The following is a 15,563-nucleotide window of genomic DNA, read 5'->3' on the forward strand; positions in this document are numbered from 1 at the left end:
TCTGCATATGGGGCTATAAGCCTTACAATCGAGCCATGTCATCCTCCAACCAGCCTTACATAGATCCTGGCGAAATTTCGCAAGAAGAGCTTGCGCCACAGCGCTTTAAAAACCCGCGTGATGCATTTTGGTCTGGAATACGGGATGCAGCTGGTGCACCTGCGGCGGTACTCTTTGCAGGCATGGTGGGTTTTGGGGCGATGGGTAAAACCAATGGCTTTGATGTATGGTTCACCACATCTACTTCATTTTTCATGTTCGCCTTACCGGGACAGGTTGTTTTACTTGAGATGGCGATTACCGGATCCTCTGTACTGGCCATTGTCTTAGCGGTGACCTTAACCGCTTCACGCTTTATCACCATGACGGTGACACTCTTTCCGCAACTTCATCAAAGAGATCGCAATCGTAGTCTCTATGCTTCGGTGCATTTACTGGCCATGACTGCTTGGGCAATTTCGATGCGAGAGTTTCATGCAATTGAAACTAGGCATCGCTTGAGTTATTTTGTTGGTCTGGGATTGCTGTGTTGGTTGATCTCCGTTCCTGGAACGATCTTGGGTTTTTACTTGGCAGGGATGGTGCCAGCAGCAGTGACTTTAGGGTTGATTTTTATTAATCCACTCTTCTTTTTACTAACCTTTACTGAAGTGAAACCTTGGATCAATCGAATTGCCCTGATGATGGGTTGTATCTTTGGTCCAATCTTTTTCATGCTTGATCGCGATACGAGTTTATTAAGCTCTGGTTTAGTGGCTGGAACTATTGCCTACTTAATCGATCGCAAGCTCTTACGTAAAAAGTCAGGGCTTGTCGGATGATCAATACGGCACTTTCCGGCTGGGGCCTCTGGATCGCATTGATTGGCGCTTGTCTAGGCACTTATTTTTGTCGTGCGATTGGCGTATTTCTTTCGCAGAGTATTAATCAAGACAGTGAGATCTTTCGCTGGTTAGCTGCCGTGACTTACGCCATGGTAGCTGCTCTCACAATACGCTTGATCGTGATGCCACTGGGTTTAATGGCAACTGTTCCTTTATGGGCGCGCATTCTGATTTGTCTTTTAGCGATTGGCGTGATGGTATCGAATCCTGCCAAAAGATTGGTCCCAGCTTTACTGACTGGGACCTTATTAATGGTGGGTTACGGCGTTATTCGTTAAGTACTGAAATACTTAAAGATGGGCTGCCAGTATTTTGGCAATGTGCACCGCATCTCTTTGTGTCCCATCGGCAATTTGATGACGACAGCTAGTGCCATCCGCTACTACCCAACTATCAGGTGATTTACGAATGGTAGGTAATAGACTCGCCTCAGCCATTTGCTTAGACACTTCAATATGCTCAGCTTCATAACCAAAGCTTCCAGCCATTCCGCAGCAAGAAGACTCAATTAATTTAGGCTCAGCATTGGGAATGAGTTTGAGTAGTTCCAATGCAGGTGTGACTGCAGCAAACGATTTTTGATGGCAGTGTCCATGAAATAACACTGGGCGTGTTGCCGCCTTAAGATTGAGCTTCAGCTTTCCTGCTTTAGCTTCACTGGCTAGAAATTCTTCCAAGAGTTGTGCATGCTTACTGACTGTGACAGCACGCTCACCAAATCCCATCACGAGCGCTTCATCTTTGAGTGTAAATAAGCATGAGGGCTCAAGACCAATGATGGGCACCCCTTTTTCTGCATAAGGCGCAAGATGATTTACTAACTCGTCAAGGCTGGCTTTGGCCTTATCAACCATGCCAGCTGCCAAGTAAGTGCGTCCACAGCAAAACTCTTTAGAACAAGTGTTGACAGTATTGCTTGTCGATTTGTTCTTTTGCGGAATGTGTACACGATAGCCCGCTGCTTTTAAAACATTCAAGGCAGCTCTTAAGTTCTCATCTTCAAAATAGGCATTAAAGGTATCCGCTAAGAGCACTACTCCTTTGTTACCGTGCTGATCAACATGAGCAAGCTCAGCTGCCGTGAATTGATAGGACGCATTTTGTTTTTTATTCGACCAAAAATTGTTGGACTTCCAGACCGGTAAACTTCTTTGCGCAGAAATACTCATGAACTTTTCTTGCAACTTCGCAATGAGGCTGATGTGATTTCGTAGGTTTAGTAAAGCTGGTAGACCTGGAATGCTGCTGATCATGGGGGCATATTTTGGTAGGTAGGCGACGGCTAAATCCCGTAGTGAGTGGCCAACCCGTTTTTTATAAGCAGATAGAAATTCAATTTTCATTTTCGCCATGTCAACGCCAGTAGGGCATTCTCGTCGACAGGCTTTGCAACTCACGCACAACTCCATCACTTCTTTGATGGCATCACTTCCCAGTGGAGAGCTTTCATCTTTGATGTCGAGCTGATTGGATAGTGCCAGACGTAGCGTATTTGCGCGACCACGGGTAAGGTGCTTCTCATCTCGTGTGACCCGGTAACTTGGACACATTACTTCAGCATCAAATTTACGACAGTGACCATTGTTGTTGCACATTTCCACGGCTTTGGCTAAGCCCATTGCGGGATCGCCACCAGTGCCCGGCGCACTCGTCTCTTCAGTGACCGGATTGTTCTGCACATTCCAAGCTGACCAATCTAGCGCAGGTTGTAATGGAATGACTTTATAGCTAGGCGGAAAGCGGAAATTGCTTGCATCGTCCATCTTGGGTGGATCAATGATTTTGCCGGGATTAAATAGGCCATTGGGATCAAAGGCATTCTTAATTTCGCCAAGGGCTTCGGTAATCTTGGGGCCAAATTGCCAGGAAATCCATTCACCCCGGCACAGTCCATCACCATGTTCGCCACTATAAGCACCTTTGTATTTACGTACTAAAGCTGATGCTTCTTCCGCCACAGCGCGCATCTTTTGAGCGCCATCACGACGCATATCCAAAATTGGGCGTACGTGTAAGGTGCCAACAGATGCATGGGCATACCAGGTGCCACGTGAGCCGTATTTAGAAAACACATCTGTGAGGGCTTGCGTATATTCAGCAAGACTTTCTAGGGGAACAGCACAATCTTCAATAAAGCTCACCGGCTTTCCATCACCCTTCAAGCTCATCATGATGTTGAGCCCAGCCTTACGCACTTCCCATAAATTCTTTTGCAAGCTTGCATCAGGCATAGGCACCACTGAACCAGGCAAGTCAAGATCGCCCATCAGGCTTTGTAAGGATGTTAGCTTTTCTAATAGGGGTGCATGTGCTTCGCCAGAGAATTCCACCAACAAAATAGCTTCTGGAGTGGGGGCGCTGGCGTCAATCAAAGCAGTTTCAATGGTCTTTTTAAAGCTGGGGTTGTGGCGCGCCAAATCAATCATCGTACGGTCTACTAGCTCTACGGCAGTAGGCCCTAGCTTGACGATGTGTTGTGCACTATCCATAGCCTTAAAGAAGCTGGCAAAGTTCACTACGCCCAGGACTTTATGTTTTGGCAGTGGCGCCAGTTTGAGCTCTAAAGATTTGAAATAGGCCAAGGTACCTTCACTGCCAACCAGGAGGTGCGCCAAATTGACACTACCGTCAGTTGTGTAGGGGAGTTCACTTTGTGGATGAAAGATATCTAAGTTGTAGCCTGCAACGCGACGCAATACCTTCGGAAAGTTTGCCTCGATCTCTGGTTGAAGAGTGTTCGCCAGATTTTTTACAAAATCACCAAGCTGTTTTGCTGCGCCTGAGCTTTGTGCGTAATTTCCAAAATTGGCTACTTGACCATTTGCTAGCCATGCATCAATTCCCAGTACGTTATGAACCATATTGCCATAGGCAATTGAGCGACTGCCACAAGAGTTATTGCCGGCCATACCACCAATCGTGGCTTGAGCTGCTGTTGACACATCTACTGGATACCAAAGCCCATGAGGTTTGAGGGCGCTGTTGAGGTGATCCAAAACCATTCCAGGCTCAACAATTGCTGTTGCATTTTCTGGATCAGCATGCAGTAACTTGCGAAAGTATTTTGTGTTGTCGATGACTAGTGCGGTGCCGGTAGTTTGTCCGCATTGGCTGGTACCGCCACCTCGAGGAAGCACTGGCACATTAAGCTCAGACGCAATTTGAATTGCAGCGGCAATATCTTCCGCCGTTTTTGGTACCAGTACCGCAACGGGCATCGCTTGGTAGATCGAAGCGTCCGTAGCATAGCGACCGCGACTAGCCATATCCGTCATGACTTCGCCTGAGGTTTCTTTTCTTAAGCGTTTGGCTAACTCTGCTTTATTGGCAACAGATTCGGGAAGGGGTAAGTCAAGTGGCTTATTCATATGCGTGATTTATTGGGATGTTTCTTGATCAATTAATTGGATGACAACGTCACGTTTATTCATCACATGCTGCATCATGACTTTGCGCATGCGAGCACTGTCATGCGCTTTAAGGGCATCAAGCATTTCTTGATGCTCACCAACAGCCTTTTCCCATTTCACACCATTTTGATTGGAGCGAAAGCGCAGCGCTTCAATGCGTGCGTTAACTTGAGAAAAGAGTTGCTGCAGAACTGGATTATTGGCTGCATGGTTTATTGCGTTGTGGATCTGAATATTTAAACGGTAATAGCTCGATAAGTCTCTGCGTGCATAAGAGGCCATCATTTCGTATTGCAGTGCTTCCAGTTCTATTAAAGCTTGGGCGCTAATATTTTTTGCAGCCAATTCCCCTGAATACCCTTCGAGGGTGGCAATGACATCGAAGGTATGAATAATGTCCTCACGCGTGAGTTGGACGGCAATGGCGCCCCGATTAGCGATGAGTTCAACCAAGCCGTCTGCAGCTAAGCGCCGAATAGCTTCCCGAATTGGTGTCCTAGAGACATTGAGTTGCTCAGCAAGCTCGCGTTCATTTAATTTGCTACCCGGCTTGATGGCGCCTTCAACTAGAAGAGCGCGCAGCTTTTGAAAGGTAGCCTCGTGCAAATTTTGCGTATTTGGTAGGGTAGTGAGCATCATGGCTGGGATCTAAATTTTGTATACATTATGACTATAACTGATCAATCATCAAAAATAACCCTTTAAATTAGGTATTTTTCACTTTATGGAAAATTATTTTGCATACAAAATTGTAAATTTTAAAAAAGTGTCTTACACTGGCTCACAAGATTAACTACAAAAACCAAGCGAGACTAAGCATGCTAAAACTTGATAATCACCTATCTGGACGTCATTTCCTGCATATTCCAGGTCCTAGCCCAGTACCTTCACGCCTTTTGCGTGCCATTAGTTATCAGACAATTGACCATCGCGGTCCTGAGTTTGGTCAATTTGGCCTTCAGGTGCTAGATGGCATTAAGAAGATTTTCAAGACTGAACAGCCTGTGATTATTTATTCGGCATCTGGAACGGGTTCGTGGGAAGGCGCTTTGGTGAACGTTCTTAATCCCGGGGACAAGGTACTGTTCTATGAAACTGGACAGTTTGCTAATTTGTGGCGTGCTTTAGGTAAGCGTTTGGGTTTAGATGTCGAAGTAGTGGGTAAGCCTGGTCAAGATACCTGGCGCTGGGGTGTAGATGCATCAGTTATTGAAGAGCGTTTACGCAAAGATACTGGCCACGAAATTAAAGCGGTTTGCGTGGTACATAACGAAACATCAACTGGCGTTACTTCCAATATCGCAGCGGTTCGCAAAGCCATTGATTCATTAAAACATCCAGCTTTGCTATTGGTTGATAGCGTATCTGGCTTGGGCTCTGCCGATTACGAGCACGATAAGTGGGGTGCTGACGTCACTATTTCTGGCTCGCAAAAAGGCTTGATGTTGCCTCCTGGTATTGGCTTTAATGCCCTATCAGCTAAGGCGATTGAGGCTAGCAAGGCAAACAAAATGCCAAAAGCATATTGGGCATGGGATGAGATTCTAGAGTCCAATAAATCAGGCTACTGGCCAACAACGCCAAGCACCAATTTAATGTACGGCTTACACGAGGCTTTGGACATGATGATGGCTGAGGGCTTGGACAATATTTTTGCTCGTCACCAGCGTCTAGCAGGTGCTTGCCGTGAGGCGGTCAATGCATGGGGCTTGGAGATTCAGTGCCAAGACAAGGATTGTTACTCCCCAGTGCTCACTTGTATCGCTGTGCCAGAAGGTATGGATGCGGATAAGTTGCGCAAGCATGCTCTGGAAAAATTCAATCTTTCCTTGGGTACTGGGCTAGGAAAAATTAAAGGTAAAGCCTTCCGTATCGGCCATTTAGGTGACTGTAATGAGCTGAGTTTGATGGCTGCGCTTTCTGGAGTAGAGATGAGTTTGGGCGCTATGGGCTATAAACCGAAGGCTAGCGGGGTGGTAGCTGCCCAAGAATTCCTCAAATAATCAGTAAGTTGGGTGGAGACAGGGTGTAGTCGGATTTATGAAGATAAGTCTGCCTACACCCTTTATAATTCAAGTACTTGTATTGATAGTACTTTCATCAAATAAAACAATTCGAGACAGAAAGATTAACCATGTTGGCTACTAAACCTTATTTAACTCAGGCTGATGTTCAAAAGATTTTGGATGCAGCAAATAAACACGCTCAAGAAAATAATTTTGCGGTGACGATTGCGGTTTGTGATGATGGTGGCCACGTTTTGGGTTTAATCCGTCGCGATGGTTGTGCGCCAGTATCTGCCTATATTGCGCAAGAGAAGGCGCGTACGGCAGCAATGGGTAAGCGCGAGAGCCGTGTTTACGAAGAAATTATTAATAATGGACGCATCTCCTTTTTATCTGCTCCACATATTTCGGGCATGTTAGAAGGTGGCGTCAATATCGAGGTAAATGGGTTTACCATCGGCGCAGTCGGCGTTTCCGGCGTTAAATCGACCGAGGATGCGCAGACTGCAAAAGCTGGCATTGCGGCCATCCTGTAAGTTACCTTGACAAATACTGTTCCTGAAATAAATTCCCCGACCGGCGCTACTGCTACTGATAGTAGCGCCCCTCAAGCAGCCATTACATTTGCTGATTTTGGTTTAGATCCGAAGATTCAAAAAGCGGTATCTGAACAGGGTTACAACACCCCAACTCCGATTCAAGCGCAATCTATTCCGCATGTATTAGCGGGACGCGATCTGATGGGCGCTGCCCAAACTGGTACTGGCAAGACTGCCGCTTTTGTTCTGCCGATTATTCAGCAGATTCTGCGTCACGCTAGCAGTAGTGCCTCGCCTGCACGTCATCCGATTCGTGCGCTGGTACTAACGCCCACCAGAGAGTTGGCTGTTCAAGTAGCTGAGAATGCAGCTGCCTATTCCAAGCATACTGATCTGCGCGCTGCCGTAGTTTATGGTGGCGTGGACATGAAAGAACAGGTTGCAATGCTACGTAATGGCGTGGAAATTTTGATTGCCACCCCAGGCCGTTTGTTAGATCACATTGGTTCAAAAGTTGCTAATCTTTCCCAGGTGGAAATCTTAGTATTAGATGAGGCGGACCGTATGTTAGATATGGGTTTCTTACCCGATCTTCAGCGCATCATTGATTTGATTCCAGCTCAGCGTCAAACACTATTGTTCTCAGCAACTTTTTCGCCTGAAATTAAAAAGTTAGCGCAAAGCTATTTACGGACTCCAGTGACGGTTGAAGTGGCACGTCAAAATGCTGCTGCAGATACTGTCAAGCAGGTAGTGCACATGGTCTCGAGCGCTGATAAGCAGCGTGCCATTGTGAAAGTTTTAGAGGCACGAACACGGCAAGGCCTATCGCGTCAATGCATCATTTTTACTAATAGTCGTTTAGGCTGCGCACGCTTGGCTCGGGCTTTAGAGCGCGATGGCATTAAGGCAGGCGCAATTCATGGAGATAAGAGTCAGGGTGAGCGCACTCTTACCTTGGATGCGTTTAAGTCTGGAGCAATTGAAGCATTGGTGGCAACCGATGTTGCAGCCCGTGGTTTAGATATTCCTTCAATGCCATGTGTGATTAATCACGAATTGCCTTTTAATGCGGAAGACTTTATTCACCGCATTGGTCGAACTGGGCGCGCTGGCAGTAAAGGCGATGCTATCGCTTTGGTTGATGATAGTGAAAAGCGCTTGCTTGATGACATTGAGAAATTAATGAAGCGCAAGTTGGAGGTGGCGCCACTACCATCTGTGAAGACTGAGCCAGGACAAACTTCAGACCCATTTTTTTACAAGCCTTATGAGGCTAGCTCGGCACAAAAGACTGCAGCCGATGTTGGTGCCGCAAAGCCTGAAGAGAAGAAGGCGGGTATTACTCCAGCAAGACCGGCTGTAGGCGCTTTGCTGGGTGGCTTTAAGAAAAAATAGACGAATTTTTCCAAGCCTGAGTAGCTGCGAGAAGCCACTGCGCAACAGAAATATTCTCTCCATCGGGCAAGTTTCTCAAACCTAGGTGGATCCCAGCTTTGCGCAATTGCGCTAAGACCGCCCTTGGATCTTCTGTGGGAATGGCAGTTGCTAAAGTTTGCTTACTGAGTTTTTCACCATGAACATCAAGCACAAGTGGTAGATGCAGATATTGAGGATGCTTGTACCCTAAAATATTCTGCAAATGCATTTGTCTTCCAGTATTGCTTGCTAGATCTTGGCCGCGCACTACGTGCGTAATGCCTTGCTGCGCATCATCTATCACTACGGCTAGTTGGTAGGTGAATAATCCGTCCCGACGACGTAAGACAAAATCCCCCACTTCATGGCTGAGGTTCTGACTTTGATGTCCCATGATCAGATCATCAAAATCCATAATTAGTTTAGGGGGCAATTCCAGCCTCCAGGCGGCGTTAGTAATTAAATCAATATCTTTTTGAACGGTGCCTATTTCTTGGGGCCTGCAAGTCCCTGGATAGACAATTTCTTGGTTGCGCACTGGAGTAGTGCCTCTGGCTTCTAATTCCTCCAAAATAGTCTGTCTAGAGCAGGTGCAGGGGTAGATCAAATGAAGCTCGTTTAAGCGCTCCAAAGCGCTTTGGTAGTGATCTAGATGCTTCGACTGCCAGCTAACATCCTCATCCCAGCGAAGGCCATAGGCCATTAATTGGTGCATGATTTCTTGGTCAGCTCCAGCAACACAGCGTGGAGTGTCGATATCTTCTATTCGAAGAAGCCATTTCCCTTGGTTAGCCCGAGCATCCAGCCAGCTTCCAAGGGCTGCAACCAAGGATCCAGCATGAAGGGGGCCAGTGGGCGAGGGGGCAAATCGCCCGCGATAGCCCTTGTGTGGGGGTGGAGAGTTTTTGGGGTTCGGCACAGCTAAAATGATCTCATGGCTTCACCCCGTTTTGTTCATCTTCGCATCCATTCCGAGTTTTCAATCACGGATGGTGTCGTTCGCATTGACGATGCGGTCGCCGCTGCTCAAAAAGATGAAATGGGGGCTTTAGCCCTTACCGATCTGAGTAATTTATTTGGTTTAGTGCGTTTTTACACTGCTGCACGTTCTGGCGGGATTAAGCCTATTGCTGGAGCGGATGTATGGATTAGCAACCCCCAGGACCCAGATCAGCCATATCGCCTGCTATTACTGGTTCAAAACCACTCTGGTTACCTGAATTTATGTCAGTTGCTCAGCAGAGCTTCTTTAGACAATCAGTCGCGGGGTCGCGCTGAAATCGATCCTCAATGGTTTAGTGAGCCAGCTGCCAAAGCGGAAGATAAAGCGGCAAAGAAAACCCTATCCAATGGTTTGATTGCATTGTCTGCTGGTCGCTGGGGAGATGTTGGGGTAGCCCTCTTGGCGGGACAAGAAGAGCAGGCTAAACAGGCGGCAAAACGTTGGGAAGCATTATTCCCAAATGCTTTTTATATTGAGGTCCAGCGTGGTGGTCATCCCCAAGATGAGCAGCACCTGCAATTAGCCTGCCATCTTGCAAGCGATCTGGATTTGCCGGTTGTTGCCACACACCCTGTGCAGTTTATGCAAAAGAGTGATTTCACGGCACATGAGGCGCGTGTCTGTATTGCTGAAGGTGAGTTGTTGGGTAACCCACGCCGCCAAAAGAAATTTAATGAAGAGCAATATTTTTTATCTCAAGCAGAGATGGAAAGGCGCTTTGCTGATTTGCCTATTGCGCTTGCAAATTCGGTAGAGATTGCCAAGCGTTGCAATCTTTCTCTCACTCTTGGCCAGCCCCGCCTTCCTGATTTTCCGACGCCACCTGGTATTACCCTCGATGAGTATTTATTAGCGCAATCTGAGATTGGTCTTAAGCGCCATATGGAACGCAATTTCCCAGACGCAGAAGTGCGCGCTAAAGAGGAGGCGCGCTATCACGAGCGCTTGGTCTTTGAGGTGAAAACGATTTCACAGATGGGGTTCCCAGGCTACTTCTTGATCGTTGCCGACTTTATTAACTGGGCGAAAAATAATGGCGTACCTGTGGGGCCTGGCCGTGGATCAGGCGCAGGTTCTTTGGTGGCCTATTCTCTCGGTATTACTGATCTCGATCCACTGCGCTACAACTTACTGTTTGAGCGCTTTCTCAATCCAGAGCGGGTATCGATGCCCGACTTTGATATCGACTTTTGTCAGCATGGGCGCGATCGCGTTATTCAGTACGTCAAAGATAAATACGGCAAAGATGCAGTTAGCCAGATTGCGACGTTTGGAACTATGGCAGCGCGAGCAGCGATTCGTGACGTAGGACGCGTGCTCGAGCAGGGTTATAACTTTGTTGATGGCATTGCAAAACTCATTCCAAATAAGCCCGGTCAATATATGACCATTGAGATGGCGAAGAAGGAAGAGAAGCAATTAGCTGAACGAGAGAAGAATGAAGATGAGGTGCGTCAGCTTTTGTCCTTAGCGCAGCAGTTAGAGGGAATGACTCGAAATGTGGGTATGCATGCAGGAGGAGTGTTAATTGCGCCGGGACGTTTGACGGATTTCTGTCCTCTCTATACGCAGGAAACGAAAGATCAAGATAGTAGCTCTGTCATTAGTCAATTCGATAAGGATGATGTTGAAGCAATTGGCTTAGTGAAGTTTGACTTCTTGGGTTTGACGACGCTGACGATTTTGGCGGCTGCTGAGAAATGGATTAAGACACTCCATGCTGATCGTCGGGATTGGAATATAGGCGAGATTCCACTCGATGATCAAAAGGCATTTGAGGTTCTAAAAAATGCCAATACTGTAGCCGTCTTCCAGCTAGAAAGTCGTGGCATGCAGGGCATGCTTCGCGAAGCCAAGCCAGACCGCTTTGAAGACATTATTGCGCTCGTTGCGCTTTACCGCCCAGGCCCAATGGACCTCATTCCAGACTTTATTGAGCGTAAGCATGGGCGTCAAAAAGTTGAGTATCCAGACCCTCGTATCGAGCCTGTTTTGCAAGAAACCTACGGCATCATGGTGTATCAAGAGCAGGTGATGCAGATGGCCCAGATGATTGGGGGCTACTCATTGGGTGGCGCCGATATGCTGCGTCGGGCGATGGGTAAGAAAAAGCCAGAAGAGATGGCACAGCATCGCAAGATTTTTAGTGATGGTGCTAAAGCTGGTGGTATTAGTGAAGGCAAAGCAAACGAAATCTACGATTTGATGGAACGTTTTGCGGGCTATGGTTTTAATAAATCGCATGCTGCAGCATATGCTTTATTGGCTTATCAAACAGCTTGGTTAAAAGCGTACTACCCAGCAGAATTTATGGCGGCCAACTTATCACTCGCGATGGATGACACCGATAAGGTGAAGATCCTGTACGACGATTGTTTGGTAAACCAGATTAGAGTCTTTTCACCAGACATTAATACAGGCGTGTATGTATTTACACCACTGAGAGCACCAGATGCTGCTCCTGATGCACCTATTAGCCATATTCGCTATGGATTGGGTGCAGTAAGGGGAACTGGTGAGGCTGCAATCGAAGCAATTGTGAAGGCGCGTGAGAGCGGTGGCCCATTTAAAGATCTTTTTGATTTTTGTGCACGGGTTGATCGCAGACAAGTCAACCGCCGTGCAATCGAGGCTTTAATGCGTGCGGGTGCCTTTGATAGTTTGTATAAAGACAGCGTTCCTGCTGGTGGAAATCTATACGATATTCGCTCTACTTTATTAGCCTCTTTGGCGCGCGCTATTGAAGCTGCTGAGCAGGCTGAGGCATCTATTAACCAGGTGAGTTTGTTTGAGGCGGCTGGTGAAGCTGATCGCCATCTGCCTGAATTAGTGCGTGAGCCAGTCTGGTCTGAAAAAAAGCGCTTGCAAGAAGAAAAGACTGCTTTAGGTCTTTGCTTAACTGGACATATGTTTGATGCGTACCGCGAAGAAACATCACACTTTATTCGTCAACCGCTAGCTAAGGTGACTGAGGGCAAAGATCAATTGATTGCTGGCATTATTACTTCTGCCCGAATGTTGACTGGCCAACGTGGTCGCATGATGATTGCCACGATTGATGATGGTTCTGCTGCAATTGAAGTAACTCTGTACAGTGAAGTTTATGAACCGAATCGCTCTTGGCTCAAAGAAGATGAATTGTTGGTTGCCAAGGTGAACGTCACGCCGGATAAGTTTTCGGGCGGTATGAGAATTGTTTCTGAGGCGGTAATGGATATCACTGGTGCACGTATGCGCTTTGCGCGCAATGTACATCTCAATATCGAGGCTGGTATTGATCTAAAGTCTCTGCGAAGTCAGCTTGGACCCTATCTGATGAGCAATCGAGTACGCGATCCAAAACTCGGCCCTGCTATTGCTTCGATGTCCAGTGGTAATGAGGGAATGAAGGGTTTGATATTGACTGCTGCCGTCACTACCAGTGGTGGGGCTTGTTTGATGCAATTTCCGGAAGAGTTGCGCATTTATCCCGATGATGCTTGCTTGCATAGCCTCAATCAAATCTTGGCAGCCAAGCAAAGCAATTTAGTGCAAGTTCAGTACCACTAAAAATCAACTGCTATTGTTGAGTGGCACTTTGCAGTGCCTCTATCACTTGGGATGGCTCAAGGTGGTCCAGACATTCGCTATTGCTGCTAGCTTTATCCTCGCAACCCGCTTTGCGACACGGCACACACTCTCCAGGACCTTGCAAGATAGTGATATTGCCAACGGTTTGTGAGCGAGCTCTTAACGCATATGGCTGCTCACCCATAAAGCCATTTGGCCATGGACCAAAGTTTGTTGGTGGGGTCGGTCCAAAAAGGGTAATGGTTGGAGTGTTACAGGCTGCTGCTAAATGGGTAATTGACGTATCTACGCCAACATAGGCAAGAGCCCCGCGAATCAGTGTTCCAGCTTGCGGAATGGAAAGCTCACCCAGAGTATTGACGACGTGTTGGCGAATCTGTGGATCTAGTAAAGACAAAATATCATGATTGAGTTGTAAATCCTGCTTGGCAGGTGAGGCGCTGAGGACTACTTGCCAACCTTGTTTCACAATCCAGGTAATGAGCGTTTGCCAGTAGGCAAGCGGCCAGCGCTTATAGGCTGTTAAGGGGCCCGGGTGAACAACAACATAGGGTGAGCGCAGTTGGTTTGCAACTCCTGGCGATAATGCTTCTCCAGCAGGAGGGGTTACTGAAATTGGCTTATTAAATACATCATGAGGATTTGGATAAAACACCTCAAGTAGGCGCAGTTTTTCAGCAATGACATGTTGAGCAAAGTAATCTACATCGACTGTATGCAGGGATATGAATTTTTTCCAAGCATTTTGCTTTTCACTTTTACTGCGCTTGGTTTTATCTTGCTCCGTGAGGCCTTGGGGGTGACCCCCTAAAACACCGACTCTACGGCGGGCTGCCATGAGGCCGTAAAGATAAGCGCGATCACTGGGCTGAGTCACTATGGCTAAATCATAGCGCTGAAAGAGTCGCCCAATCAAAGAGAGGTATTCACCAAAACTAGGTCGATCAGAAGTTTCAATCACCTTGCTAATGTTGGGATTGCCTTTGAGCATGCCCAGCTTGCCGCGATAGCCCAAAAAATGAAATTCGGCATCTGGCCAAAGCTCCCGCGCTTTTTCTATTAAGGGTGTAGTTACTAGAACATCACCAATCTGGCGGGTAGCGATAAATAAAACTTTTTGTGGCTTCAATTTTGAAACTATTGTCATAGATTTTTATTGAGCAATCGGATTATTGAGCTGCTTTAGCAAGAATCTTTTCACGTACATGACGTGCGTTCTCTGCTGCATGTGATTGATCATTAATGCGATGATGTAGATGCAGAACCTCAGTTGACCAAGAGCCAGATTTACGAATAAGCCCGGTGTTCTGCAGTCTAAAAACAAAATCTGCATCTTCATGACCCCATCCAGTCATACTCTCATCGAAGCCGCCAATAGCCTGAGCATCAGATTTCCAGCAGGCCATATTGCAACCCTTAATACGACGCCAGACAAACTTTCTGTAATTGCGCCAAAAACCATTACCCAATTTTATTTTGAGTGGCCAGTACTTGTTAATTCCGCCAGAGGCTCGGAAATTGAGAAGATTTTTCCAGAAATAGGAGTAGTTCCATTGGGGCCATGCGAGCAACTCTTTAGTTAGCCTATCGCTCAATAAAACACGACTACCCGTGACTAAGTATCCAGGTTCTGAGAGGGTGCGATGCTGCGATACAAAATCAGGCTGAACAATGCAGTCACCATCTAGGAAAATCAGGTAGTCACCCTGAGCGGCAGTAATTGCCTGATTCAGGATGGCTGTTTTACGAAAGCCTAAATCCTCTTGCCAGAGATGGGTGATGCTTACTGGAAATCGAGGTTTTATCTCTTCAATGAGATCTCGAGTGTCGCTGCTAGAGCCATCATCGGCAATGATGATTTCAAAATCGCGATCTGTTTGAGTGGCAAGCGACTCAAGCGATAGTTTGAGGGCTTGTGGCCAGTTATAGGTAGCCAGAAGAATGGAAATCATTTGGAATACGGGTGGTGTTTATTTTGGGCTTCTTGGTGAAGATGCCATAACTTCATGTATCGATAGTAGGTCCCTTGCCCATTTGAGATGGCTAAGGCAAAGCCTTGCGCTCCATCTAGGAAGCCAGCGCGAAGCACATAAGTGCGCAAGAAGGACCAGGCGCCATGAAGTACAGCTTTTGCGGGGCTACTGGTTTTGCCTCTAGCAAAAGCTTGCTCTGCAGAGGCGGTTGAGTAGCGATCAATCTTTTGAAGGACCTGTGAATAATTCATAAAGCTGTAATGCAGCATGGGGTTTTCTAGCTTAGCCACTGGGCCCTGGGGAATGAGTCGCTCATGGACGAGATCATCTGAGAAACGTGCTGTACCTCTCTTAAAAAGTCGATCCACGTAGTCAGGATTCCAGCCTGAGTGGCGAATAAAACGACCGCAATACCAAGACAGTCTAGGGATAGCAAAACAGTTCACATGAGCGGGGTGATGAATTGCCGTCAAAATCTCACTTCTGAGGGCCGGGGTGAGTCTTTCGTCGGCATCCAGGGAGAGTACCCATTCTTCCGTCGCTAGCTCTAGGGCGCGATTCTTTTGAGGTCCAAAACCAGGCCAATCCGGGGGCTGGGATAGGAGTGCCCCATGATTTTTAGCGATTTCTAGGGTCTGATCGGTGCTTTGGGTATCCACCACCACAATCTGCTGGGCAATCCCTTCTAGGGAGGCCAAACAGTCGGCCAAATTGGCCTCTTCATTGCGGGTGATGAGTATGACGGATAAGGTGGGCATA

Annotated in this window: 12 protein-coding genes; 6 read left to right on the forward strand and 6 right to left on the reverse strand. The window is 47.2% G+C overall.

The genetic code is table 11. The features are described 5' to 3' along the window. Positions 1–35: 35 nt before the first annotated feature. Both FD974_RS02155 and FD974_RS02160 read left to right on the forward strand, forming a co-directional pair. A complete protein-coding gene (locus tag FD974_RS02155; protein ID WP_215365371.1) occupies positions 36–821 on the forward strand; it encodes an AzlC family ABC transporter permease in 786 nt (261 codons plus the stop codon). Next, on the forward strand, positions 818–1,162 hold the full coding sequence (locus FD974_RS02160) for an AzlD domain-containing protein (protein ID WP_215365373.1): 345 nt from the start codon (positions 818–820) through the stop codon (positions 1,160–1,162). The genes FD974_RS02155 and FD974_RS02160 overlap by 4 nt, the downstream gene beginning before the upstream one ends. Positions 1,163–1,174: 12 nt before the next feature. On the opposite strand, the gene FD974_RS02165 is transcribed toward FD974_RS02160, so the two are convergent. Both FD974_RS02165 and FD974_RS02170 read right to left on the reverse strand, forming a co-directional pair. Further along, the gene (locus tag FD974_RS02165; protein ID WP_215365375.1) at positions 1,175–4,252 is read right to left on the reverse strand and encodes an FAD-binding and (Fe-S)-binding domain-containing protein; all 3,078 of its coding nucleotides are present in this window, start codon (positions 4,250–4,252) and stop codon (positions 1,175–1,177) included. A 9-nt stretch (positions 4,253–4,261) separates the two neighbouring features. After that, positions 4,262–4,933: a GntR family transcriptional regulator gene (locus FD974_RS02170; RefSeq protein ID WP_251374642.1), complete on the reverse strand. Its 672-nt coding sequence runs from the start codon at positions 4,931–4,933 to the stop codon at positions 4,262–4,264. Between the two features lie 179 nt (positions 4,934–5,112). On the opposite strand from FD974_RS02170, the gene FD974_RS02175 reads away from it, so the two are divergent. From FD974_RS02175 to FD974_RS02185, 3 genes are all read left to right on the forward strand, one after another. Then, the gene (locus FD974_RS02175; RefSeq protein ID WP_215365377.1) at positions 5,113–6,297 is read left to right on the forward strand and encodes an alanine--glyoxylate aminotransferase family protein; all 1,185 of its coding nucleotides are present in this window, start codon (positions 5,113–5,115) and stop codon (positions 6,295–6,297) included. A gap of 134 nt (positions 6,298–6,431) precedes the next feature. After that, positions 6,432–6,836: a heme-binding protein gene (locus tag FD974_RS02180; protein ID WP_215366577.1), complete on the forward strand. Its 405-nt coding sequence runs from the start codon at positions 6,432–6,434 to the stop codon at positions 6,834–6,836. A 6-nt stretch (positions 6,837–6,842) separates the two neighbouring features. Continuing rightward, complete coding sequence (locus tag FD974_RS02185) at positions 6,843–8,237, forward strand: DEAD/DEAH box helicase (RefSeq protein ID WP_215365379.1); 1,395 nt, start codon at positions 6,843–6,845, stop codon at positions 8,235–8,237. On the opposite strand, the gene gluQRS is transcribed toward FD974_RS02185, so the two are convergent. Next, positions 8,224–9,177 carry a tRNA glutamyl-Q(34) synthetase GluQRS gene (gene gluQRS, locus FD974_RS02190; RefSeq protein ID WP_251374643.1) on the reverse strand — a complete coding sequence of 318 codons (954 nt, stop codon included), beginning with the start codon at positions 9,175–9,177 and terminating at the stop codon, positions 8,224–8,226. The genes FD974_RS02185 and gluQRS overlap by 14 nt on opposite strands. 15 nt (positions 9,178–9,192) lie before the next feature. On the opposite strand from gluQRS, the gene dnaE reads away from it, so the two are divergent. After that, the gene (gene dnaE / locus FD974_RS02195) at positions 9,193–12,810 is read left to right on the forward strand and encodes a DNA polymerase III subunit alpha (protein ID WP_215365381.1); all 3,618 of its coding nucleotides are present in this window, start codon (positions 9,193–9,195) and stop codon (positions 12,808–12,810) included. A gap of 10 nt (positions 12,811–12,820) precedes the next feature. On the opposite strand, the gene FD974_RS02200 is transcribed toward dnaE, so the two are convergent. From FD974_RS02200 to FD974_RS02210, 3 genes are read right to left on the reverse strand one after another with little or no spacing between them, the layout of a single operon-like run. Next, the gene (locus FD974_RS02200) at positions 12,821–13,978 is read right to left on the reverse strand and encodes a glycosyltransferase family 9 protein (RefSeq protein ID WP_215365384.1); all 1,158 of its coding nucleotides are present in this window, start codon (positions 13,976–13,978) and stop codon (positions 12,821–12,823) included. A gap of 22 nt (positions 13,979–14,000) precedes the next feature. Beyond that, complete coding sequence (locus FD974_RS02205; protein ID WP_215365387.1) at positions 14,001–14,783, reverse strand: glycosyltransferase family 2 protein; 783 nt, start codon at positions 14,781–14,783, stop codon at positions 14,001–14,003. Then, complete coding sequence (locus FD974_RS02210; protein ID WP_215365390.1) at positions 14,780–15,562, reverse strand: glycosyltransferase family 2 protein; 783 nt, start codon at positions 15,560–15,562, stop codon at positions 14,780–14,782. Before FD974_RS02210 ends, FD974_RS02205 begins: the two co-directional genes overlap by 4 nt. Between the last annotated feature and the right edge of the window lies 1 nt (position 15,563).

This window comes from Polynucleobacter sp. es-EL-1, assembly GCF_018687975.1.
Taxonomy (GTDB): Bacteria; Pseudomonadota; Gammaproteobacteria; order Burkholderiales; family Burkholderiaceae; genus Polynucleobacter.

What these genes read in the sequence shown, in the direction of transcription:
- FD974_RS02160 (WP_215365373.1), top strand. Translation starts at nt 818, where the DNA reads ATGATCAATACGGCACTTTCCGGCTGGGGCCTCTGGATCGCATTGATT.
- FD974_RS02200 (WP_215365384.1), bottom strand. Translation starts at nt 13,978, where the DNA reads ATGACAATAGTTTCAAAATTGAAGCCACAAAAAGTTTTATTTATCGCT.
- FD974_RS02165 (WP_215365375.1), bottom strand. Translation starts at nt 4,252, where the DNA reads ATGAATAAGCCACTTGACTTACCCCTTCCCGAATCTGTTGCCAATAAA.
- dnaE (WP_215365381.1), top strand. Translation starts at nt 9,193, where the DNA reads ATGGCTTCACCCCGTTTTGTTCATCTTCGCATCCATTCCGAGTTTTCA.
- FD974_RS02175 (WP_215365377.1), top strand. Translation starts at nt 5,113, where the DNA reads ATGCTAAAACTTGATAATCACCTATCTGGACGTCATTTCCTGCATATT.
- FD974_RS02155 (WP_215365371.1), top strand. Translation starts at nt 36, where the DNA reads ATGTCATCCTCCAACCAGCCTTACATAGATCCTGGCGAAATTTCGCAA.
- FD974_RS02205 (WP_215365387.1), bottom strand. Translation starts at nt 14,783, where the DNA reads ATGATTTCCATTCTTCTGGCTACCTATAACTGGCCACAAGCCCTCAAA.
- FD974_RS02170 (WP_251374642.1), bottom strand. Translation starts at nt 4,933, where the DNA reads ATGATGCTCACTACCCTACCAAATACGCAAAATTTGCACGAGGCTACC.
- FD974_RS02210 (WP_215365390.1), bottom strand. Translation starts at nt 15,562, where the DNA reads ATGCCCACCTTATCCGTCATACTCATCACCCGCAATGAAGAGGCCAAT.